This is a genomic window from Anaeromyxobacter sp. SG66, from assembly GCF_022690805.1.
Taxonomy (GTDB): Bacteria; Myxococcota; Myxococcia; order Myxococcales; family Anaeromyxobacteraceae; genus Anaeromyxobacter; species Anaeromyxobacter soli.
In genome coordinates, this window is the sequence record NZ_JALCZC010000014.1 from 1 (window position 1) to 21,959 (window position 21,959).

Annotated in this window: 13 protein-coding genes; 8 read left to right on the forward strand and 5 right to left on the reverse strand. The window is 73.9% G+C overall.

Annotated elements, in window-relative coordinates; translation table 11 throughout:
- Positions 1-231 precede the first annotated feature (231 nt).
- Positions 232-570, forward strand: coding sequence for a ubiquitin carboxyl-terminal hydrolase 14 (locus MNZ39_RS06460; protein ID WP_242336276.1), 339 nt, complete (start codon positions 232-234; stop codon positions 568-570).
- Here MNZ39_RS06460 and MNZ39_RS06465 read toward each other — a convergent pair.
- Both MNZ39_RS06465 and MNZ39_RS06470 read right to left on the reverse strand, forming a co-directional pair.
- A complete protein-coding gene (locus MNZ39_RS06465) occupies positions 543-1,976 on the reverse strand; it encodes a GuaB1 family IMP dehydrogenase-related protein (RefSeq protein WP_242336277.1) in 1,434 nt (477 codons plus the stop codon). The two genes, MNZ39_RS06460 and MNZ39_RS06465, sit on opposite strands and share 28 nt — an antisense overlap.
- Positions 1,977-2,020: 44 nt before the next feature.
- Positions 2,021-3,304, reverse strand: coding sequence for an NAD(P)/FAD-dependent oxidoreductase (locus MNZ39_RS06470; RefSeq protein ID WP_242336280.1), 1,284 nt, complete (start codon positions 3,302-3,304; stop codon positions 2,021-2,023).
- 884 nt (positions 3,305-4,188) lie between these two features.
- Between MNZ39_RS06470 and MNZ39_RS06475 the strand changes: the two genes are divergently transcribed.
- Positions 4,189-6,915 carry a hypothetical protein gene (locus MNZ39_RS06475; RefSeq protein ID WP_242336283.1) on the forward strand — a complete coding sequence of 909 codons (2,727 nt, stop codon included), beginning with the start codon at positions 4,189-4,191 and terminating at the stop codon, positions 6,913-6,915.
- 156 nt (positions 6,916-7,071) lie between these two features.
- On the opposite strand, the gene MNZ39_RS06480 is transcribed toward MNZ39_RS06475, so the two are convergent.
- The 3 genes from MNZ39_RS06480 to MNZ39_RS06490 all read right to left on the reverse strand — a co-directional run bounded on the left by MNZ39_RS06480 (position 7,072) and on the right by MNZ39_RS06490 (position 14,450).
- Positions 7,072-7,734: a DJ-1/PfpI family protein gene (locus MNZ39_RS06480; RefSeq protein ID WP_242336286.1), complete on the reverse strand. Its 663-nt coding sequence runs from the start codon at positions 7,732-7,734 to the stop codon at positions 7,072-7,074.
- A gap of 214 nt (positions 7,735-7,948) precedes the next feature.
- A complete protein-coding gene (locus tag MNZ39_RS06485) occupies positions 7,949-10,798 on the reverse strand; it encodes a cation-translocating P-type ATPase (protein ID WP_242336289.1) in 2,850 nt (949 codons plus the stop codon).
- Positions 10,785-14,450, reverse strand: coding sequence for a phosphoketolase (locus MNZ39_RS06490; RefSeq protein ID WP_242336292.1), 3,666 nt, complete (start codon positions 14,448-14,450; stop codon positions 10,785-10,787). The genes MNZ39_RS06485 and MNZ39_RS06490 overlap by 14 nt, the downstream gene beginning before the upstream one ends.
- Before the next feature lie 168 nt (positions 14,451-14,618).
- On the opposite strand from MNZ39_RS06490, the gene glk reads away from it, so the two are divergent.
- The 6 genes from glk to zwf all read left to right on the forward strand — a co-directional run bounded on the left by glk (position 14,619) and on the right by zwf (position 21,958).
- Positions 14,619-15,605 carry a glucokinase gene (gene glk, locus MNZ39_RS06495; protein WP_242336295.1) on the forward strand — a complete coding sequence of 329 codons (987 nt, stop codon included), beginning with the start codon at positions 14,619-14,621 and terminating at the stop codon, positions 15,603-15,605.
- Between the two features lie 76 nt (positions 15,606-15,681).
- Positions 15,682-17,781, forward strand: coding sequence for a transketolase (gene tkt / locus MNZ39_RS06500; RefSeq protein ID WP_242336298.1), 2,100 nt, complete (start codon positions 15,682-15,684; stop codon positions 17,779-17,781).
- Between the two features lie 5 nt (positions 17,782-17,786).
- Complete coding sequence (locus MNZ39_RS06505; RefSeq protein ID WP_242336301.1) at positions 17,787-18,269, forward strand: RpiB/LacA/LacB family sugar-phosphate isomerase; 483 nt, start codon at positions 17,787-17,789, stop codon at positions 18,267-18,269.
- A complete protein-coding gene (tal, locus tag MNZ39_RS06510; RefSeq protein WP_242336304.1) occupies positions 18,250-19,389 on the forward strand; it encodes a transaldolase in 1,140 nt (379 codons plus the stop codon). The genes MNZ39_RS06505 and tal overlap by 20 nt, the downstream gene beginning before the upstream one ends.
- 14 nt (positions 19,390-19,403) lie before the next feature.
- Entirely contained in the window at positions 19,404-20,429 is a 1,026-nt protein-coding gene (gene gnd / locus MNZ39_RS06515) for a phosphogluconate dehydrogenase (NAD(+)-dependent, decarboxylating) (protein WP_242336307.1), read from the forward strand.
- Positions 20,426-21,958, forward strand: a complete 1,533-nt coding sequence (gene zwf, locus MNZ39_RS06520) for a glucose-6-phosphate dehydrogenase (RefSeq protein ID WP_242336310.1) — start codon at positions 20,426-20,428, stop codon at positions 21,956-21,958. Before gnd ends, zwf begins: the two co-directional genes overlap by 4 nt.
- Position 21,959 lies beyond the last annotated feature (1 nt).

Sequence of the window (21,959 nt, forward strand, 5' to 3'; positions counted from 1 at the left end):
CGGCCGGGGGCGCTCGCCGCTCGCGGCGCGGGGCGCGGCGCCGCCGGCGGTCGCGGGCGCCGGAGGCGCCTTCGGCGCGGGCTCGTCCGCGAGCGCCGGGGCGGCGAGCAGGGCGGCGAGGGTCAGGATCAGGGCGCGGGTCATGGAACCTCCAGCTCCTGTGCATAGCACGGGCGGGCGCGGGGTCGTCCGGGATTGACCGCCGGGGGCCGCGCCGTCATGAGAGCAGGCATGTGCGAGCACCTGAGCAGCCTCCAGCGACCGAGGTCGCACGCCCTGACGCCGAGCTCGCTCGGCTGCGAGGAGTGCCTCCAGAGCGGCGACGCGTGGGTCCAGCTGCGGCTGTGCATGACCTGCGGCCACGTGGGGTGCTGCGACAGCTCACCGAACAAGCACGCCACCCGCCACTTCCACGCGACGAGGCATCCGGTCGCGAAGGCGTTCGAGCCGGGAGAGGACTGGGCGTGGTGCTACGTGGACGAGGAGCTGGTCGAGGCGATCCCCGCGTTCCCCGCGGAGTCGCCGCGAACGCACTACGCCGCTCACCCCCGCGGCTTCCCCTCTCCGTAGCCGCCCGCGGTCTGGACGCCGATCACCGCCTTGCGGTGGAACTCCGGCACGGTCAGCGCGCCCGCGTACGTGAAGGCGGACTGCACGCCGGTGATCACGTCGACGAGGATCGCGCCGACGCTCTCGCGCCCCTCGCGGATGTAGATCCGCGACGTCGAGATCCCCTCGCGGAAGAAGCCCTTCTTCGCGCGCTCGAACGCGTCGAGCCCCGCGGAGCGATCGCTCACCGCCCGGGCGCTGGCCATCCCGTAGTTCTCCTTGTACGGGCGCCCCTCGCGATCCTCCTTCACGTCGCCCGGGCTCTCGTAGGTGCCGGAGAGCGCGGTGCCGATCATGACGCGGGAGGCGCCGGCGGCGAGGTAGAGGGCCACGTCGCGCGGATCGCGCACGCCGCCGTCGGCCCACACGTGTCGCCCGCGCCGGTGAGCCTCGCGGGCGCACGCGAGCACCGACGAGAACGTCGGCCGGCCGGCCCCGGTCTGCATGCGGGTCGTGCACATGGCACCCGGCCCGACGTTCACCTTCACGATGTCGGCGCCCGCGTCGAGGAGGGCGCGGGTGCCCTCGGGGGTGCACACGTTGCCGGCCACGAGCGGCAGCGCGCCGATGGCGCGGCGCACCTCGCGGATCGCCTCGATCATGCGGCGCTGGTGCCCGTGCGCGGTGTCGAGCACGATCGCGGCGACGCCGAGCTCGGCGAGGGCGGCGGCCGCCGCGGCGGCGCCGGCCGAGATCCCGACGGCGGCGGCGACCATGAGCCTGCCCCGCGCGTCGAGCGCGGGCTCGAGCAGCTCCAGCCGCACAGCGTCGTCGCGCGTCAGCACGCCGGCCAGCCGGCCCTCGGCGTCGAGGACCGGCGCGGCCTTCACGCGCTGATCCTCCATGAGCAGGAAGGCGTCCCGGTTCGGGGTGCCGGCCGGGAGGGTCACGAGGCGCGACGACATGAGCGAGCCGACGGGCGAGTACTGGTCCCGGTCGCGCAGGTCGGCGTGCGTGACGATGCCGAGCGGCCGGCGCTCGTCGTCGACCACGACCACCATGTCGTGCGCGCGCTTGCGGATGATGCCGAGGACGTCGCGCAGCGTGGCGCGCGGCGACACGGCGAGCGGGGTGTCGTAGCGCGGGTCGGCGGCCTTGATGTGCCGGATGATGCGCGAAGCCGTCTCCAGGTCCATGTCCTGGGGCAGGACGCCGAGGCCGCCGAGGCGAGCCATGGTCTCGGCCATCCGCTTGCCGGTGACCGCGTTCATGTTCGCGGACACGACCGGGTGCGCGCCCCCGGAGAAGTCCACGGGGCGCAGGTCCACGTCGAGGCGCGAGCCGCCGTCGAAGTAGTCGGGGACGAGGAAGACGTCGTCGAGGGAGAGCTCGAGGGCCTCGTCGTGCTCGGGATGGAGGAAGCGCATGACCAGGCGATAAGCGAACGGGGGTCGCAAGGGAAGGAAAACGCTCAGAGCGTCTCCAGCACCTCCCGCGCCGCGCGCTCGCCGCTCCGGAGCGCCCCCTCGACGGTGCCGGCCAGCCCGGCGGCGGTGGCCTCGCCTGCGAAGAACAGCGTCCCCTCGACGCTGCGCGCGAGCGCGGCGGACGCGCCGTCCGAGCCGACCGGGAAGACCGCGTAGCCCCCGCGCGCGAACGGGTCGCGCGTCCAGTCGGCGATCGCCGCGCCGTCGAGCAGGTCCTCGAGCTCGGCCGGCGGCACGCCCAGGCCGTGCGAGGCGGACCGGATCGCCGCCCGCAAGACGTCCTGCTCCCGCTTCCCCGCGAGGCGGGCCGCGCCCGGTCCTCCCGCCCAGCCGACCAGCACCGGCGCGTCCACGGGCGCGAGCGTCCAGAAGACCGGCACGGCGGCGCCGGGGACGTGCAGGAACACGAGGCGCCGGCCTCCCCACGGCGCGCGCCGGAACCGCAGCAGGACCTTCACGACCGGCCCCATCGCGAGGGCCCTCGCGGCGCTTTGCTTCTCGGGCAGCGCAGGGACGAACCGGACCGCGCCGTCGCGCAGGATCGACAGCGGCAGGGTCACGATGGCGTGACTCCCCGTGATCGGCGCGAGCCGGCCTCCGGCGCGACCGCGCGCCCGGAGCCGCACCTCCCGGCGACCCCACCCGACCTCCTCGACGACGGTGCCGAGGCGGAGCACGCCGCCGCGAAGCGCTCGCGCCAGCGGGGAGAGGATCCTCGCGTAGCCTCCGTCGATCCGCGCGGCGGTGTCGCCGCCGAGCTCCTCCATCCCGCGGCTCAACCGCGCGAGGGCGAGGGACGACGCGGTGCGCGGCTCGGCGAGGTAGAACCCGCGCACGAGCTCCCGGGCCAGGGGGATCGCCTCCCGCGACCGTCGCAGGGCGGAGCGGCGTCGGAGCAGGGCTCCGATGCTCTCGTCGTCCCGGGTGCCGAGCGCGAGGAGCTCCTGCGCGCGCGCGTACGCGGCCGTGATCCCGGCGAGCCGACTCCCTCGCGGGCGCTGGTGCCGGTCCGGCACCTCGCGGATGGCGGCCCGAGCGCGGCGCGCGAGCGCGAGCGTCCGGTCCGGGTGGCCGTGCACGAACTCGGCGCCGTGCTCGAGAGAAAGGCCCAGCACCGGGTCGAGGCGCGTGTCGATGCGCCCGCCATACCGATCGCGCGCCTCGACGAGCGTCACCGCCACCCCGCGGTCGCGGAGCAGCGCGGCCGCCGCGAGCCCGGCCGCGCCGGCTCCCACGACGATGACGTGCGGTGCGCGTCTGGCCGCCATTTCTGCACGGACAGGCTACGTCTCCCCGCCTTCCCCCGCGCCTGCCCGGCCGGAGAGCCGTCCGCGCGCCGGGGCTCGTGCCGGTTCGGTCACAGCCCGGCGCCAGGCTCGTCCGCGCCCTTCGGCATGCGGTCGCCGCCCACGCCCGTGTCGTCGTCGGCCGCCCGTCGAGCGGGCATCCTCTCATCGGGAGCGTCGCGCCGAGGAGCCGGTACGTCCTCCGTCGTGCGGGCGGGCTTCACGGGAGCGCTCGTCTGAGTGCGCGGCCGCTCTCCACCTTCGTTCGGCATGTGGCACCTCCGCGCATGACGATGAGGACGGCGCCCGGCGTGAGCGAGCCCGCGGGAACGCCTTCAACGCGTCGGCGGACGTCGCTGCGGCAGAGCCCGTCTTGCGGCAGGGCGTCCCTCCAGGGGTGCTCCCGGCGGTCGGCAGACCATTCAAGGAGCTGCCAAGGAGTGCGATGAATCGCCCCGCATTTCCATAGGTTGACGTTCCGTGACCACGCCGGTGGGTGAAATCCCCCGGGTGAAATCACGCAGGGTAAGACCACACCCGTGCGACCCCGCCACACACGCCGCCGGTCGCGGATCGCCGCTTGTGGCCCTGGCAGAAAACGCCCGACCGCCGGGCCGGCTGCGGCGGAGGGACGGGCGCGCTCAAGGGCACGGGATCACTCGGCGCGCACGACACGTCGCCGCGCGGCTCGACCTCGCGGGGCTCCCATGCCGCCGTGACGACGTTACGCGGTACACGGTGAGTGCGGGCGATCAGCGAGCGAGCGGCCCGGCTCTCGCACGTGCACCGCGGGCACCGCCGGCCGTGTGACCGGCGGTGTCTCTGGAATCGACTCTTCACGTTAAGTAATTGGGGGGAATCCCTTCATGGATGCGACGAAGCATCGCGTGCTCTCGCTGGTGATGGTCCTCGCGCTCGCCGGCTGCTCCGGTGGCTCGAACGGCAAGGACGGCAGGGACGGGCTGAACGGCCAGGACGGCGCGGCGGGACCAGTGGGGCCGAGCGGCCAGGACGGCGCGGACGGCAGGTCGACGGGTGGGGTGATGGGCAAGCTGACGTTCAAGGTCGCGGGGAAGGAGTATCCGGCGACGAACGTCACGGTGACGAGCATTCCGGACTGGTGCGGGACCGCCACGTCCGACGCGAACGGCGAGTACGAGCTCGGCTCGGGCTGCGCCATCGGCGTCTACACCATCGTCTTCTCGGGCAACGGCTTCAAGACGCTCGAGGTGCCGAACATCTCGATCGCCGCGGGCAAGGAGTACATCCTGAACCGCGAGCTCACCGCGATCTCCCCGCTCGTCCTCAAGGCCGCGAAGCCGCCGAACCCGGCCGGCTTCGAGCGCGAGGTCACCCTCGGCGTCACGGTCACCGGCGGCACGCCGCCCTACGCGTACAAGTGGACGCCGCGGACCACGAACCCGACGGCGGTCACGCTGTCCGCGAATGACGTCGAGGCCCCGACCTTCACGACGGGCGCCCTCGCCGACATCGTCGCCGCCGACAAGAAGGTGATCGGGTTCGGTCCGTCGCTCGACGAGGAAGGGAAGCCCTTCCGCCCCGAGTTCCTGGGCGTCAGCAACCGGCAGCTCACGGAGATGACGTACAACTTCGACGTCGTCGTCACCGACCAGATGGGCTTCGAGGGCAAGGTCACCGTCGCGGTCGTCCCGGCGACGCTCGCCCAGGCCAATGGCTCCATCCCGACGGGCACCCTCGTCATCGCCAGCATCCCCGGCAACGCCGCCGCGCTCGTCTTCACCGAGAAGCCGATCGCCTCGAGCGCCGTGCTGAACGACGCCGACACCGCGTTCCCCTGGTTCATCGCGGACGCCCCGGGCGTCTACCGGTTCGACGGGCTCCGCGTCGCCGTCTCGAACTACGTCAGCTCGAACCCGAGCTGCGGCGGCTGCCACGAGTACCTCATGTCCGCCGAGAAGCAGGCGGCCATGGCGCTCAAGTTCAAGAAGTGGAGCAACTCGGCGCACGGGAACCACTTCTTCAAGTACATGGAGTACGACGCGAACGGCCAGCTGGTCTGGAAGACCGGCCCCGACGGCAAGCCCATCCCGGCGCCCACGGCGAACCCGACCGTCTTCTGGACCGAGCCCGGCGCGATGACGACGTTCGAGTACGGCATGACGGGCGCCGAGGGCACGCACTACGGCGAGAACTGCGTGGCGTGCCACACGACCGGCTACAACGCGGCGCTCCAGAACGACGGCTTCGACGACGTCGCCAAGGCCGCGGGCTGGACCTTCCCCGACCTCTCCAAGTACCTCACCGGCCTCACCGGCACTCCCCCCGACCTCGTCACGACGGAGCCGCAGTACGGCGCCTGGGACCTCGTCCCCGCGGACGCCAAGGCCTACGCCGGCATGCAGTGCGAGAGCTGCCACGGTCCGCTCGGCCGCCACGCCGCGAACGGCGGCTCGAAGCCGGCGGGCGAGTACGGCGTCGCCGCGTGCGCCGTGTGCCACGACCGTCCCACGAACCATGACCGCGTCGCGCTCTGGCGCCGCTCCGGCCACGCGAACACCGGCCTCGCCTTCGGCGAGTCGACCGGGGCCCGCGCCAACTCCAGCTGCGCGCGCTGCCACTCGGCGCAGGGCTTCGTGAAGTACGCCGCGAACACGCTGCAGGACTCGGTCGACAGCGGCGCCACGAAGGAGAACGTCGAGCCGCAGACCTGCGCCGCGTGCCACGACTCGCACTCCACCACCGTCCGCATCGACGGCAAGGCCCCCGTCTACGTCGCCGCCGGCTTCACCGTCTCCGGCGCCGGCACCGGCGCGCTCTGCATGACCTGCCACAACGGCCGCCGCGGTCTCAGGGGCGACGCCGTCCCGATGACGGGCTTCGCGACGCCGCACGCGCCGACCCAGACCGAGGTGCTGATGGGCATGAACGCGTACTTCATCGGCGACGCCAACGGCTACAAGGTCTCCGGCCACGCCGCCGTGTCCGAGACCTGCGTCGGCTGCCACATGAAGACCGCCGTCGAGGGCCTCCGCTACACGATCACGAACCACACGTTCGGCTTCACGAACGACGCGGGCTTCGACGCGGCGAAGTCGATCTGCAAGGAGTGCCACGGCGAAGAGGTGAACGGCGAGGCCATCGAGACGGCGTACGCGAACGCGCGCGCCCAGGTCATCGCGCAGCTCAGCGCGACCCTCGAGGCCGCGGTGGCCGGCACCGCCGGGTTCACCGTCACGCCCGCGGGCGCGGGCCACGGAGCCCCTGAGGGCACGCCGCTCGTCCTCGCGCTCACGAACATCGCGAGCATCGACGTGGAGGGCACGACCATCGTGTTCAACCTCGTCGCGGCGGTGGACGTCACGTTCCCGTCGGGAACGGTCTCGACCAAGACGGTCCGCGCCTCGGCCGGGAAGGTCATGGACGCGACGGGCGCGTTCGCGCTCGCCGGCGTGGACGGCGTCCTCTCGCGGTCGCTGTGGAACCTCGGCCTCGTGAACGACGGCTCGAACGCCATCCACAACCCGACGTTCGTGTTCGAGGTGCTGCAGGCGACGGACGAGGCGCTGAAGGCGGCGACGCCGGCGGCGGCCTGCGCGGCGACCTGCCTGTAGGCGACGCCCGCTCCCGGCGCGCTCCGCCGCGCCGGGAGCGTCGCTCCTGAAGCTCCGGGCCCGCGCCCGCCGGTCCACCGCGACCGGCGAGCCCGGGCCCGGCTCGGCGACGGCATCGCGCGTCTCGCGACGGCTCGACGCAAGCGACGGGCGCCATCAGCTCCGCGGCTCCTCGCGATCGTCCCGGTACAGCTCGTACGCCGCGGTGTACTCCATGACGCGCGCGACGTCGGCGATGAAGCTCTCCGGATACCCGGCGCGGCGGAGCAGATGGAAGCCCATCTCCATCCCCGACGTGATCCCCCCCGCGGTGATGATCCGTCCGGCGTCGACGACGCGGGCGCGGCTCGGCTTGCACGCCGGCGCGATCCGCGCGAGCCGCTCGAGCGGCACGAGGCCCGGCGGCGTCGCCTCGGCGCGGTCCGGCTCCTTGCGGTTCGTCGCGGGGAGGCCGTCGAGCAGGCCCATCGCGCCGTAGATCCAGGAGCCCGTGCAGACGGAGACGAGGAGCGTCTCCTGGGGCTGGCTGCGGATGAACTCGTGGAGGCGCCGGTTGTGCAGCTCCTGCCTCGTGCCGTAGCCCCCCGGGATCAGGAATGCGTCCATCGCAGGGCGGTCCGAGAAGCCGTAGTTCGGCAGGACCGTGAAGCCGGCCTGGGCCTGCACCGGGCGCATCGCGTCCGCGACCAGGAACGCGTCCAGCTCCGGATCGTACCGGCGCGCCACCGAGAAGACGCCGTGCGGAGCGGCGAAGTCGACGATCTCGGCGTCCTTGAAGACGTAGATGCCCAGGCGGAACCCCGGGCGAGTCGGGGCCATGTCGTACCTCCTCGTCGAGCTCTCCTCACCGATGCACGGCGCGCGCTGCCGTGTCGGGGCCTCGGCGGGGCGCGTCGCGCTCCGCTCGGGCGACGCGCCGCTCGGTCGTGCGGCCCGCGCGCGGGCGTCCGCCGAGCCCATCTGGGCCGCGCCGAGACGGCTGACGTACCGGTAAGCAGGTCTGCCGCGTCCCTGTTGCCGCGGCGCTTCGCGCTCAGGCCGGGCGCGTTCGCGGCAGCCGCCCGGCGCCGGACCGCGCGGCGAGCCGCACCACCGCCTTCTTCGCCTCCATCACCCACAGCACGGAGCTCGCGACGGCGACGCAGAGGAGCCAGTCCTTCGCGTCGAGCGCGACGGTCCGGAACGGACGCTGGAGGAACGGGGCGTGGACCACGGCGACCTGCAGGCCCGCCGAGATCGCCACCGCGAGCCAGAGCCAGCGGTTGGCGAAGGCCCGGTGGAAGGCGCTGCGGGCCACGAAGCGGGCGTTGAAGGCGTTGAACAGCTGGAACAGGACGAGGGTGGTGAACGCCAGGGTCTGGGCACGGCGGAGGCCCTGCCCCGGCGCCGAGGCGCCGCCGCCGAGGAGCCCGCCGGGCAAGGCGAGGTCCATCACCGCGAGCGTCCCGGCGGCCATGACCACGCCGACCAGGATGAGATCGAGCCAGGTCCGTGCGTCGATCACCCGGCTCCGGGGGTCGCGCGGCGGCTCGAGCATGACGTCACGGTCCGGGGGCTCGACCCCGAGCGCCAGCGCCGGGCCCGAGTCGGTCAAGAGGTTGATCCAGAGGATCTGGGTCGCGAGCAGCGGGACGACGACCGCCGAGCCCTCCTCGGGCGCGAGGCCGACGACCCCGGCGAGCAGCACGCCCAGGAGCATGACGAGCACCTCGCCGATGTTCGACGAGAGCAGGTAGCGCAGGAAGCGCTGGATGTTGGCGAAGATCGAGCGGCCCTCCTCGACGGCGGCGACGATGGAGGCGAAGTTGTCGTCGGTGAGGATCATGTCGGCGGCGCCCTTCGCGACGTCGGTCCCGGTGATGCCCATCGCCACGCCGATGTCCGCCGCCTTCAGCGCCGGGGCGTCGTTCACGCCATCGCCGGTCATGGCGATGATCTCGCCGTTCGCGCGCAGCGCCCGGACGATCCGCAGCTTGTGCTCGGCGGACACCCGGGCGTAGACGGAGACGTCGCGGGCGGCCTCGCGCAACGCCTCGTCGTCCATGCGCTGGAGCTCGGCGCCGGTCAGCACCCTGGCGCCGGCGGCGGCGATGCCCAGCTCGGCGGAGATGGCCGCCGCGGTGATCGGGTGGTCGCCGGTGATCATCACGGGCCGGACGCCTGCGCCCTGCGCCTGCGCGACCGAGGCGCGGGCCTCCGGGCGCGGCGGGTCGATCATGCCGACCACCCCGAGGAACACGAGCTCCTGCTCGACCTCGTCCGTCAGCTCGCCGGTGACCGCGTCCCGGCCCAGCGTGCGGTAGGCGACGCCCAGCGTCCGCAGCGCCGACGCGGCGAGCCTGTCGACGGCGCGCGAGAGCTCCGCGCGGCGCTCCTCGCCGAGCGCCCTCGTCCCCTGGCCGACCCGCTCCTGCGTGCAGCGCGCGAGCAGGATGTCGGGCGCCCCCTTCGCGAACACGAGCACCCGCTCCTGCTCGGCGTCCGCGTGGGCGGTGCTCATCATCTTGCGGTCCGAGGAGAACGGCACCTCGCCGACGCGCGGGTAGCGCGCCTCGAGCTCCTCCGCGGCGAGCCCCACCTTCCTCGCGGCGACGAGGAGCGCGCCCTCGGTCGGATCGCCCTGGATCGTGAAGCGGCCGTCCTGCTCGACGAGCGTGGCGTTGCTCGCGAGCCGCCCGGCGCCGAGCGTCTTCTCCACCTCCTCCAGCAGCGCGGGGTCCTCCACCGGCGCGCCGTCCCTCCGCACCTCGCCGGTGGGATCGTAGCCCGTCCCGCTCAGCTCGACGGCGCCGCTCGCCGTGACGACGGCGCGGACGGTCATCTCGTTCCGGGTCAGGGTCCCGGTCTTGTCGGAGCAGATCGTCGTGGTCGAGCCGAGCGTCTCGACCGCCGAGAGCTTGCGCACGATGACGTGGCGCGCGGCCATGCGCTGCGTCCCGAGCGAGAGCACGATCGTCGTGATCGCCGTGAGCCCCTCCGGGACGGCGGCCACGGCGAGCGAGACCGCCAGGAGCAGCACGTCGACCAGGTCGGTGAGCGACCGCAGCTCCTCCAGCACCAGGATCGTCGCGCTGATCGCGAGCGCGATCGCGACGACCGCGACGCCGAGCTGCTTGCCCACGCGGTCGAGCTCCCGCTGGAGCGGCGTCGCGACCTCCTCGGTCTCCTGGAGCGAGCCGGCGATCCGGCCGAGCTCCGTCGAGGGTCCGGTGGCGGTGACGACGGCCCGGCCGCGGCCGGAGGCGATGGCCGTGCCGCTCCACACCATGTTCGTCCGATCGGCGATCCCGGCCTCGACGGCGAGCGGGGCGCTGTCCTTCGAGACGGGCGTGCTCTCGCCCGTGAGGGCCGCCTCGGCGACCCGGAGCGCGATCGCCTCGAGCACGCGGGCGTCCGCCGGGACCGTGTCGCCCTCCTCGAGGAGCAGGACGTCGCCCGGCACGAGCCCGGCGGTCGGGACGAGCTCCTGCTTCCCGTCGCGCAGGACGCGGGCCGTCGGGGCGGTCATCGCCCGGAGCGCCGCGACCGCCTGCTCGGCCCGGCTCTCCTGGACGAAGCCCAGCACGCCGTTGAGGAGGACGATCGCGACGATGGTGAGCGTCTCGTACGGGAGCGGGGTCTCCCGCTCGATCCACCAGGCGACGAAGGAGACCACCGTCGCGACGAGCAGCAGGATCGTGAGGACGTCCGCGAACTGGGCGAGGAAGCGTCGCCAGGCGGGGACCGGCGGCGGCGAGGGCAGCTCGTTCCTGCCGTGGCGCCGGAGGCGCTCCTCGACCGCGCCGCCCGAGAGCCCGCGCCGCGCGTCGCTCGCGAGCGCGGCGACGACGTCCGCGACGGCGCGGCGCTGAGGAGATGCGTCCGTGGGGCTAATCGCGGCCAACGGCGTCCCCCGCCGGCCACCGCCAGCCCACGATGTCGGGCGGGTCGATGCCGTACTCCTGGGCGTGCAGCCGGCACTGGATCTGCCGGTTGCGGAACCGCTCCTTGGCGTGAGCGCCCGGGCCGAGCAGCCGCGGCACGCGGTCGATCACGTCCATGGCCAGGCTGAACCGGTCGATCTGGTTCTCGATCGCGAGCTCGAGGGGCGTGTTGATGCTCCCCTTCTCCTTGTAGCCGCGCACGTGCAGGTTCGGGTGGTTCCTGCGGCGGTAGGCGAGCCGGTGGACGAGCCAGGGGTAGCCGTGGAAGTTGAAGATGATCGGCGCGTCCCCGGTGAAGAGCGAGTCGAAGTCCCGGTCGGAGAGGCCGTGCGGGTGCTCCGTCTCCGGCTGGAGCTTGAACAGGTCCACGACGTTCACGAAGCGGAGGCGCAGGTCGGGGAACGCCTCCCGCAGCATGGCCGTGGCGGCCAGCGCCTCCAGCGTGGCGACGTCGCCGGCGCACGCCATGACGACGTCGGGGTCGTGCCCCTCGTCGCTGCTCGCCCAGTCCCAGATGCCGATCCCCTTCGCGCAGTGCGCGACGGCCGCCTCCATCGAGAGGTACTGAAGGTGGACCTGCTTGTCGGCGACGATCACGTTCACGTAGTTCTCGCTCCGGAGGCAGTGGTCCGCCACCGAGAGCAGGCAGTTCGCGTCGGGCGGGAGGTAGATGCGGGTCACCTCGGCGCTCTTGTTCACCACCACGTCCAGGAACCCGGGGTCCTGGTGGGTGAAGCCGTTGTGGTCCTGGCGCCAGACGGTCGAGGTGACGAGCAGGTTGAGCGACGCGATCTCCTCGCGCCACGAGAGGCGGTTGCAGATGGAGAGCCACTTCGCGTGCTGGTTGAACATCGAGTCGATGATGTGGACGAACGCCTCGTAGGACGCGAGGAGCCCGTGGCGCCCGGTCAGGAGGTAGCCCTCCAGCATCCCCTCGAGCGTGTGCTCCGAGAGCACCTCGACGGCGCGGCCGTCGGGGGCGAGCCGGCCGCCGTCGGCGTCCTCCGGGAGGCTCGCGCCGAGCCAGAGCTTCCCCGACGCCTCGTACACCGCGTCGAGCCGGTTCGAGGTGGTCTCGTCGGGCGAGAAGAACCGGAAGTTCCGGTCGTTCGCGCGCAGCACGTCGCGCAGGAAGGCGCCGAGCGGACCGGTGTTCCCCGCCTGCGAGCCCCCGGGCGACTCCACCGTCACCGCGTAGTCCCGGAAGTCGGGGAGCCGGAGCGCCTTCTTGAGGAGCCCGCCGTTGGCGCGCGCGCTCGCGCCCATGCGGCGCGGCCCCCGGGGCGCCGCCTCGCGCACGGCGGCGACCGGCGCGCCCGCCGCGTCGAAGAGCTCCTCGGGGCGGTAGCTCCGGAGCCAGCGCTCGAGCAGCGCGAGCCGGGCGGGGTCCCGCTTGACGCCCGGGATGGGGACCTGGTGCGCGCGCCAGGAGCCCTCGAGCGCGTGGCCGTCCAGCTCGGCCGGCGCCGTCCAGCCCTTGGGCGCGCGCAGCACGATCATCGGCCAGCGCGGCCGGGCGGCGACGCCGGTCCGGCGTGCCTCGGCCTGCGCCCCGCGCACGAGCTCCACGCAGCGATCGAGGGTGGCCGCCATCGCCTGGTGCATCGACTCGGGCTCGGAGCCCTCCACGAGGAAGGGCGTCCAGCCGTAGCCGGCGAGGAGCTGCGTGAGCTCGTCCGAGGGGATGCGGGAGAGCAGGGTGGGGTTGTCGATCTTGTAGCCGTTCAGGGACAGGATCGGGAGGACCGCGCCGTCGCGGATCGGGTTCAGGAACTTGTTCACGTGCCACGACGTCGCGAGCGGGCCGGTCTCGGCCTCGCCGTCCCCCACGACGGCCGCGACGATGAGGTCCGGGTCGTCGAACGCGGCGCCGCAGGCGTGGGAGAGCACGTACCCGAGCTCTCCGCCCTCGTGGATCGAGCCCGGCAGCTCGGGCGTGCAGTGGCTGCCGACGCCGCCCGGGAACGAGAACTGCTTGAAGAGGCGCCGGAGCCCCTCCTCGTCGAGGCTCTTGTCCGGGTAGACCTCGGAGTAGGTGCCCTCGAGGTAGACCGGGCCGAGCACGCCGGGCGCGCCGTGCCCCGGCCCCGCCAGGAAGAGCACGTCCAGGTTGCGCGCGCGGATGATCCGGTCGAGGTGCGCGTAGACGAACGACAGGGCCGGGCTCGCGCCCCAGTGGCCGAGGAGCCGGTTCTTCACGTGCTCGGGGCGGAGCGGCTCGCGCAGGAGCGGGTTGTCCTGCAGGAAGATCATGCCGAGCGCGAGGTAGTTGCAGGCGCGCCAGAAGGCGTCGATCCGGCCCACCTCCTCGGGCGCGAGCGGCGCTCCGCGCACGGTGGAGCGCGCAGGCCCGAACGCGGACAGGTCGGCGATTCCCGGGGTCCTCGGCGCTTGCTCGCTCACGGCTCGTCCCTCCCCCGCGACCGCGCGCGCCAGGATCCGGCGCGCGTGCCGCGCGATCATCAGCTCCTCGTCGGTGCGGACCACCCAGGCGGACACGCGGCTCCGGCCGCCGGAGATCCGCGGGCCCCCCGCGGCGTTCGCCGCAGGATCGAGCTCGAGGCCGAGCCAGGCGGCGTCGCGGCAGACCCGCGCCCGGATCTCGGCGGAGTTCTCGCCGATACCCGCCGTGAACACGACGGCGTCGAGTCCGCCGAGCGCCGCCGCGAGGGACCCCAGCTCGCGGTCGATCCGGTAGACGAAGAGGTCCACGGCGAGCCGCGCGCGCGGATCGGGCGAGGCGAGCAGCGTCCGGAGATCGCTCGAGATGCCCGACACCCCGAGGAGCCCGGACTCGTCGTACAGGAGCCGCTCGATCGCGCGCGGATCCAGGCCCCGCTCGCTCGCGAGCCAGAGCACGACGCCCGGATCCAGCGCGCCACAGCGGGTCCCCATGCAGAGCCCGTCGAGCACGCTGAACCCCATCGTCGTCGCGACGCTGCGACCCTCGAGCAGGGCGCACATGCTGGCGCCGCTGCCGAGGTGCATGACGACCGTCCGCCCGGACGCGGCGGCGGGATCGAGCGACCCGAGCGTCGAGGCTACGTACTCGTACGAGAGACCGTGGAAGCCGTAGCGCCGGAGGCCCGCCGCGTGCAGCTCCTCGGGGAGCGCGAAGCGCTCGGCCACGGGGGGCAGGGTGCGGTGGAAGGCGGTGTCGAAGCAGGCGACCTGCGGGAGCGCCGGGTCGAGCTCGCGCAGGATGCGGATGGGCGCGAGGCCGTGCGGCTGGTGGAGTGGCGCGAGCGGGACGAAGGTCTGGAGCCGGGCGAGCACGCCGTCGTCGACGAGCTCCGGCCCGGCGAAGACGGCGCCGCCGTGCACCACCCGGTGCGCCGCGCCCGCGAGCGCCCCGCCCTCCGCCGCCCCGCGGACGAAGTCGAGGAGCGCCCGCACCGCGCCCGCGTGGTCGAGGTACGCGCTCGCCGGCCAGCGACGCTCCGCGAGCACCGCGCCGCCCGGCCCGCGCGCCACGAAGCGCGGCGCGCCCTCGGGCGAGAGCCCGTCGACCTGGCCGCGGACGTCGGCCGCGAGCGCCCCATCGCGCCCGCGGAAGAGCGAGAACTTGATGGACGACGAGCCCGCGTTGAGGACCAGGATCCTATCGGGCATTTGCCGGCGCACCCCGTCGGTGCCGGATCTTCGACCCGCGCGCCTCGCGCGCAAGGCCAGGAGCGCGCACCGCCCCGATGGCCCGTGCGAGACGAGCCCTGCGCGCTCGGGCGCGGCATGGGACGCGATGAGCGAGGTTCGCACGATCGAGGCGGCCCGGAGAGGCTCGTGATCCTGGCAGGGGACATCGGCGGGACGAACGCCCGCCTCGCCACCTTCGACGTCCGGGGCGGACGGCCCGCGCTGCGCGCCCTCCGGATCTACCCGAGCGACCGCTTCGGCCGCCTCGAGGAGATCCTGGAGCGCTTCCTGCGCGAGGAGGGCGGCTCCATCGACTCGGCGGCGTTCGGCGTGGCCGGGCCGCTGCGGGCCGGCGTCGTCGTGACCACGAACCTGCCCTGGGTGGTCGACGCGGATCGCCTCGCGGCGGCGCTCGGGCTCGCCGAGGTCGTGCTCATGAACGACCTCGAGGCGCTCGCGTGGTCACTGGACGTGCTCGGCGCGGACGCGCTCGGGACGATCCACGCGGGCCGCCCGGACCCGTCCGCGGCGCGGGCCGTGATCGCGGCGGGGACGGGGCTCGGCGAGGCGGCGCTCCTGTCCATCTCCGGCCGCCTCGTCGCGCTCCCGAGCGAGGGGGGGCACGCGGACTTCGCGCCGCGCACCGACCTCGAGATCGAGCTCCTCCGCTGGCTCCGGGCGCGCCACGGCCGCGTGAGCTGGGAGCGCGTGCTCTCCGGCCCCGGGCTCGGCGACGCGTACCGCTTCCTCCGCGAGCGGAGCGGGGTCCCGGAGCCGCCGGAGCTCGTCCGCGCGATCGCCGGCGCGGGCGCGGCGAAGGCCGTGTCGTCGGCCGCGCTCGAGGGGCGCGATCCCGTCTGCGCGGCGGCGCTCGATCTGTTCGCCTCGGCGTACGCCGCCGAGGCGGGGAACCTCGCCCTCCGCGTGCTCGCGACGGGCGGCGTCTTCCTCGGCGGCGGCATCGCGCCGCACATCTTGCCCTGGCTCCGGCGCGGGGTGTTCCACGAGGTCTTCACGGACAAGGGACGGCTCGCCGCGCTGCTCGAGGAGATCCCGGTCCACGTCATCCTCGACGACCGCGCCGGGCTCCTCGGCGCCGCGCGCCGCGCGATGGAGGTCCCGGCGCGCGGTTGAGAAGAGCGCACGGAGCGCGCGTCCGTGCGGGCGCTCGCGCACTCGCAGGACGATCCGGTACGCGAGCGCCGAGGGGATGCGATCGGCGCGCGTCGCATCCAGATCAGGAGCCGTGGTGGACCGCGATGTCGACCAGCTCTCGGTGGCGACGCTCCGCACCCTCGCCATGGACGCCGTCCAGAAGGCGCGCTCGGGCCACCCGGGCACGCCCATGGCCCTCGCGCCGGTGGGCTACGTGCTGTGGCAACGCTTCCTGCGATACGACCCCGAGGATCCGGTCTGGCCGGACCGCGACCGCTTCGTGCTCTCGAACGGGCACGCGTCGATGCTCCTCTACGGGCTGCTCCACCTCGCGGGGGTGAAGGCCGTCGATCCCGACTACGAGACGCTGGGCCGGCTGGCCGTCGAGCTCGCGGACATCGAGCGGTTCCGCCAGCTCGACAGCAAGTGCCCCGGACACCCCGAGTACCGGTGGACGAGCGGCGTCGAGGCGACGACCGGTCCGCTCGGGCAGGGCGTCGCGACGAGCGTCGGCCTCGCGATCGGCGGCCGCTGGCTCGCCGCCCGGTACAACCGCCCCGACCTCACGCTGTTCGACTACGACGTCTACGCGCTGTGCGGGGACGGCGACCTCATGGAGGGGATCTCCGAGGAGGCGGCGTCGCTCGCGGGCCACCTCCGGCTGCCGAACCTCTGCTGGATCTACGACAACAACCGGATCACCATCGAGGGGCGGACCGAGCTCGCCTTCAGCGAGGACGTGGCGTGCCGCTTCATCGCGCTCGGGTGGAGCGTGACGCGCGTGGGCGACGCGAACGACCTCGACGCGCTCGCTCGCGCGCTCGAGCAGTTCCGCGCGACCCGCGACCGCCCGACGCTGATCGTGGTGGACAGCCACATCGCCTGGGGCGCGCCGCGGAAGCAGGACACCTCCGAGGCGCACGGCGAGCCCCTCGGCGAGGACGAGGTCCGCGACACGAAGCGGCGCTACGGGTGGCCGGAGGACGGCCGGTTCCTCGTGCCGGAGGGAGTGCGCGAGAACTTCCGCGCGGGGATCGGGGCCCGCGGCGCGCGCCTGCGCGGCGCGTGGGAGCGGACGTTCGCCGCGTACCGGGCGCGCCACCCGGACCTCGCCGGCGAGCTCGAGCGGATCCAGCGCCGCGAGCTGCCGGAGGCGTGGGACCGGGGGCTCCCGGCGTTCCCGGCCGACGCGAAGGGGATCGCCACGCGCGACGCGTCCGGGAAGGTCGCGACCGCCGTCGCCGCGAACGTCCCCTGGCTCCTCGGCGGCGCCGCCGATCTCGCGCCCTCCACGAAGACCCGCCTCGCCCTCGACGGCGCCCTGGACCTCGAGGCGGACACCCCCGGCGGCAGGAACCTGCACTTCGGGATCCGCGAGCACGCCATGGGCGCGGTGACGAATGGCCTCTCGCTCACGAAGCTGCGCCCCTTCGAGGCGACCTTCCTCGTCTTCAGCGACTACATGCGCCCCGCGCTGCGGCTCTCCGCGCTCATGGAGCTCCCCGTCATCGCCGTCTTCACGCACGACTCCATCGGGCTCGGCGAGGACGGCCCCACGCACCAGCCCGTGGAGCACCTCGCCTCCCTCCGGGCGATCCCGGGCCTCGTCACGCTCCGCCCGGCGGACGCGAACGAGGTGGTGGAGGCCTGGCGCGTCGTGATGCAGCGGCGCTACGGCCCGGTGGCCCTCGTGCTCACCCGCCAGCCGGTGCCGATCCTCGATCGCACCCGCTACGCCCCGGCGTCGGGACTCGCGCGCGGCGCCTACGTGCTCGCCGACGCCCCCGGCGGGCGCCCCGCGCTGCTGCTCCTCGCCACCGGGAGCGAGGTGCACCTCGCCCTCGCGGCCTGGGAGACGCTCTCGGCGCGGGGCGTCCGCGCGCGCGTGGTGAGCATGCCGTCGTTCGAGCTCTTCGAGCAGCAGCCGCCGGAGTACCGCGCGAGCGTGCTCCCACCCGAGGTGAAGGCGCGCGTCGCGGTGGAGCAGGCCTCCACGTTCGGCTGGGATCGCTACGTGGGGAGCGAAGGCGCCGTCGTCGGGATGCGCACCTTCGGCGCCTCCGCGCCGCTCAAGGCGCTGCAGACGCGCTTCGGGTTCACGCCGGACGCGATCGTCTCGACCGCGAGCGCGCTCCTCGCGCGCGGGGAGGGCTAGCGCCCGTGCGCGTCGCCCTCGCCGCCGACCACGCCGGCTTCGCCCTGAAGGAGGCGCTGCGCGAGGACCTCGCCGCCGGCGGCCACGAGATCGTCGATCTCGCCCCGCGCGCGCCGGGACCGGAGGACGACTACCCGGAGCACGCGGTGCGGGTGGGCGAGGCCGTCCGGTCCGGCCGGGCCGAGCGCGGCGTCCTCGTGTGCGGGAGCGGCGTGGGGGTGGCCATCGCCGCGAACAAGCTGCCGGGCGTCTATGCCGGCGTGTGCCACGACACCTACTCGGCGCACCAGGGCGTCGAGCACGACGCGATGAACGTCCTCGCGCTCGGGGCGCGGGTCGTCGGGGAGGCGCTCGCGCGGGAGATCGTCCGGGCCTTCCTCGGCGCCCGCCCCTCCGCCGAGGAGCGGCACCGCCGTCGGGTCTCGCTGACGCGCTCCATCGAGGCGCGGGCGCTGCAAGGAGGCGCACATGATCGAGCCGATCCGTGAGCTCGCGAGGTACGGGCAGAGCCTCTGGTACGACGGGCTGAAGCGGGATCTCCTCCGCACCGGGTCGCTCGCGCGGCTCGTCGAGGACGGCGTCCGCGGGCTCACCACGAACCCGTCCATCTACGAGAAGGCGATCGCGGGCACCGCCGACTACGACGCCGACATCGCCGCGCTGGGGCGGGGGACCGCGGACGCGAAGGCGATCTTCGAGGCGCTGGCGCTCCAGGACCTGCGCGCGGCGGCCGATCTCCTGCGCCCGGTCTGGGACGCGATGGACGGGCGCGACGGCTTCGTGAGCCTGGAGGTCTCGCCGCTCCTGGCGAAGGACACGCGAGGGACGATCGAGGAGGGCCTCCGTCTGTGGAGGGCGCTCTCGCGACCGAACGTCTTCATCAAGGTCCCGGGCACGCCCGAGGGCATGCCGGCCATCGAGGCGCTGGCCGCCGAGGGCGTGAACGTGAACGTCACGCTGCTGTTCGCGCGCTCGGCGTACCGACTGGCCGCGGAGGCCTGGATGGCCGGGCTCGAGGCGCGCGCGGCCAGGGGAGAGGAGCTCTCGCGGGCGGCGAGCGTGGCGAGCTTCTTCGTCTCGCGGATCGACACCGCGGTGGACCGCCGGCTCGACGCGCTGGCCGGCCGCGCGGCGGGGCCGAGCGAGCGCGAGCGCATCGTGGCGCTCCGCGGCAAGGCCGGCATCGCCAACGCGAAGCTGGCCTACCAGGACTACAAGGCCCTCGTCGCGACCGGGCGCTGGCAGCGGCTCGCGGCCCGCGGCGCCCGCACGCAGCGCGTGCTCTTCGCGAGCACGAGCGTGAAGGATCCGCGCTACCCGGAGCTCATGTACGTCGAGGCGCTGGTCGGCCCGGACACGGTGGACACGGTGCCGCCGGACACGCTCGAGGCCCTCCGCCGCGGCCTCACGGTGCGCCCCACGCTCGAGGAGGACGTGCCGGGAGCCCACGCCGACCTCACGGCGCTGAGGGCGCTCGGGATCTCGATGGACGCGGTCACGGACGAGGTGCTCGCGGAGGGGGTCCGGAAGTTCGCCGAGCCGTTCCAGGCGCTCCTCGCCACGATCGAGGCGCGGCGCGCGGGGCTCGGCGCGCCCGCGGCCCCATGAGAGGAGACGGCGCGATGCACCTCGGGATGGTCGGGCTCGGGCGGATGGGATCGAACATGGCGCGGCGCCTCCTGCGCGCCGGTCACCGCGTCGTCGCGTACGACCGCGAGCCCGCGGCGGGAGCGGCCCTGGAGCGGGAGGGAGCGGCCGCGGCGCCGTCGCTCGAGGCGCTCGTCGGCCGCCTCGCCCCTCCGCGGGCGGTCTGGGTCATGCTGCCCGCGGGAGCGCCCACCGAGGAGACGGTCTCGGCGCTGGCGGACCGGCTCCAGGCGGGCGACGTGGTCGTGGACGGGGGCAACTCCTGGTTCAAGGACGACGTGCGGCGGGCAGGGCGCCTCGCGGCGAAGGGCGTCCGGTACGTGGACGTCGGCACGAGCGGCGGCGTCTTCGGGCTCGAGCGCGGGTACAGCCTGATGATCGGCGGGGACGCCGAGGCGGTCCGCCTCCTCGAGCCGGTCTTCCGCTCGCTCGCGCCGGGGCGCGCCGCGGTGCCGGCCACGCCCGGCCGCGAGGGCCGGACGGGCACCGCCGACGACGGCTGGCTCCACTGCGGTCCGGCGGGCGCCGGGCACTTCGTGAAGATGGTCCACAACGGCATCGAGTACGCCCTCATGCAGGCGTTCGCCGAGGGGTTCGACATCCTGCGCGGCGCCGCCGGGGACGAGGTGCCCGAGGAGCTCCGCTACCGGCTCGATCTCGCCGAGGTGGCCGAGGTCTGGAGACGCGGCAGCGTCGTCTCCTCCTGGCTCCTCGACCTCGCCGCCGCGGCCCTCGCGCAGGACCCCGGGCTCGACGCGTTCGGGGGCAGGGTGCCGGACTCCGGCGAGGGGCGCTGGACGGTGCAGGCCGCTGTGGAGGAGGCGGTCCCGGCGACCGTCATCTCCGCGGCGCTCTACGCCCGGTTCCGCTCGAGGCAGGACCACACGTTCGGCGAGAAGCTCCTCTCGGCGATGCGGCGGCAATTCGGCGGCCACGCGGAGGCCCCGCCGCCGAGCGCGCCCGGGTCGGCGCCGGGGACCTCCCGGGAGCGACGGCGATGAGCGAGCCCGAGGCGCGGATCGCGCCCGACGAGGGAGGCAAGCCGAAGCCGGCTCCGCTCGAGCGGCCGGCCGACCCCGCCGCGCTCGTGATCTTCGGAGGCACGGGCGATCTCGCGCGCCGCAAGCTCTTCCCCTCGCTGTGGAACCTGTGGTCGAACGGGCTCTTGCCCGAGGACTTCGCCATCATCGGCGTCGGGCGCAAGGTCGCCTCCGACACCGCGTACCGCGAGGCGATCGGCGCGAGCGTGCGCGAGGTCGCGGCGTGCCCGCCGGAGGACGAGCGCAGCTTCGACGGCTTCGTCGAGCGGATGTGCGTCGTGCAGGGCGCGTTCGAGGACCCCGCCACCTACGGGTGGCTGAAGGCCCGCCTCGCCGAGGTGTCCGCGCGCCACCGGACCGGCGGGAACGTCCTCTTCTACCTCGCGACGCCGCCCGCGGCGTTCGGGACGATCGTCCGCCGCCTGGAGGCCGCGGGGCTCACCCGCGAGGCGCAGGGGTGGCGGCGCGTGGTCGTGGAGAAGCCGTTCGGGCGCGATCTCGCCTCGGCGAAGGCCCTCGGCGCGGAGCTGCACGCGGTGCTGCGGGAAGATCAGATCTTCCGGATCGATCACTACCTCGGGAAGGAGACGGTCCAGAACATCCTCGTCTTCCGCTTCGGGAACGGCGTGTTCGAGCCCATCTGGAACCGCCGCTACGTCGACCACGTCCAGATCACCGTGGCGGAGGACCTCGGGATGGAGGGGCGCGGCTCCTATTACGAGAGCGCGGGGGCGCTGCGGGACGTCCTCCAGAACCACGTCCTCCAGCTCGTCACGCTCGTCGCCATGGAGCCGCTCGCGAGCCTCGACGCCGACGCGGTCCACGCCGAGAAGGTGAAGGTGCTCCAGACGATCCGCGCGACGGGCGCCGTCCGCGGGCAGTACGGGGAGGGGACGATCGCCGGGGCGCGCGTGCCCGGCTACCGGTCGGAGCCGGACGTGGACCCGCAGTCGACGATCGAGACCTACGCGGCCGTGCGGCTCGACCTGGACAGCTGGCGCTGGTCCGGGGTGCCCTTCTACGTCAGATCGGGCAAGCGGCTCGCGCGCCGCTGCACCGAGATCGTGGTCCAGTTCCGGAAGCCGCCGCTCACGCTCTTCCAGCAGTCGGGCGTCGCGGAGCTCGAGCCGAACCGGCTCCACATCCACATCCAGCCCGACGAGGCGATCTCCTTCGACATCAAGGCGAAGGCGCCGGGCGCCGCCATCCGGGTCGAGGACGTGCGGCTCTCCTTCGACTACGGGAGCATCGGCGAGGGGTGCGCGGCGACGGGGTACGAGCGGCTCCTGTACGACGCGCTGGTGGGCGACTCGACGCTCTTCCACCGCGCCGACATGGTCGAGGCGGCGTGGCGGATCATGACCCCGATCCTCGACGCGTGGTCGAGCCGCCCCGCCCCCGACTTCCCGAACTACGCCGCCGGCTCCTGGGGGCCTCCGGCGGCGGACACGCTCCTGCGCCGCGACGGGCGGCGCTGGGTGGTGGGCTGAG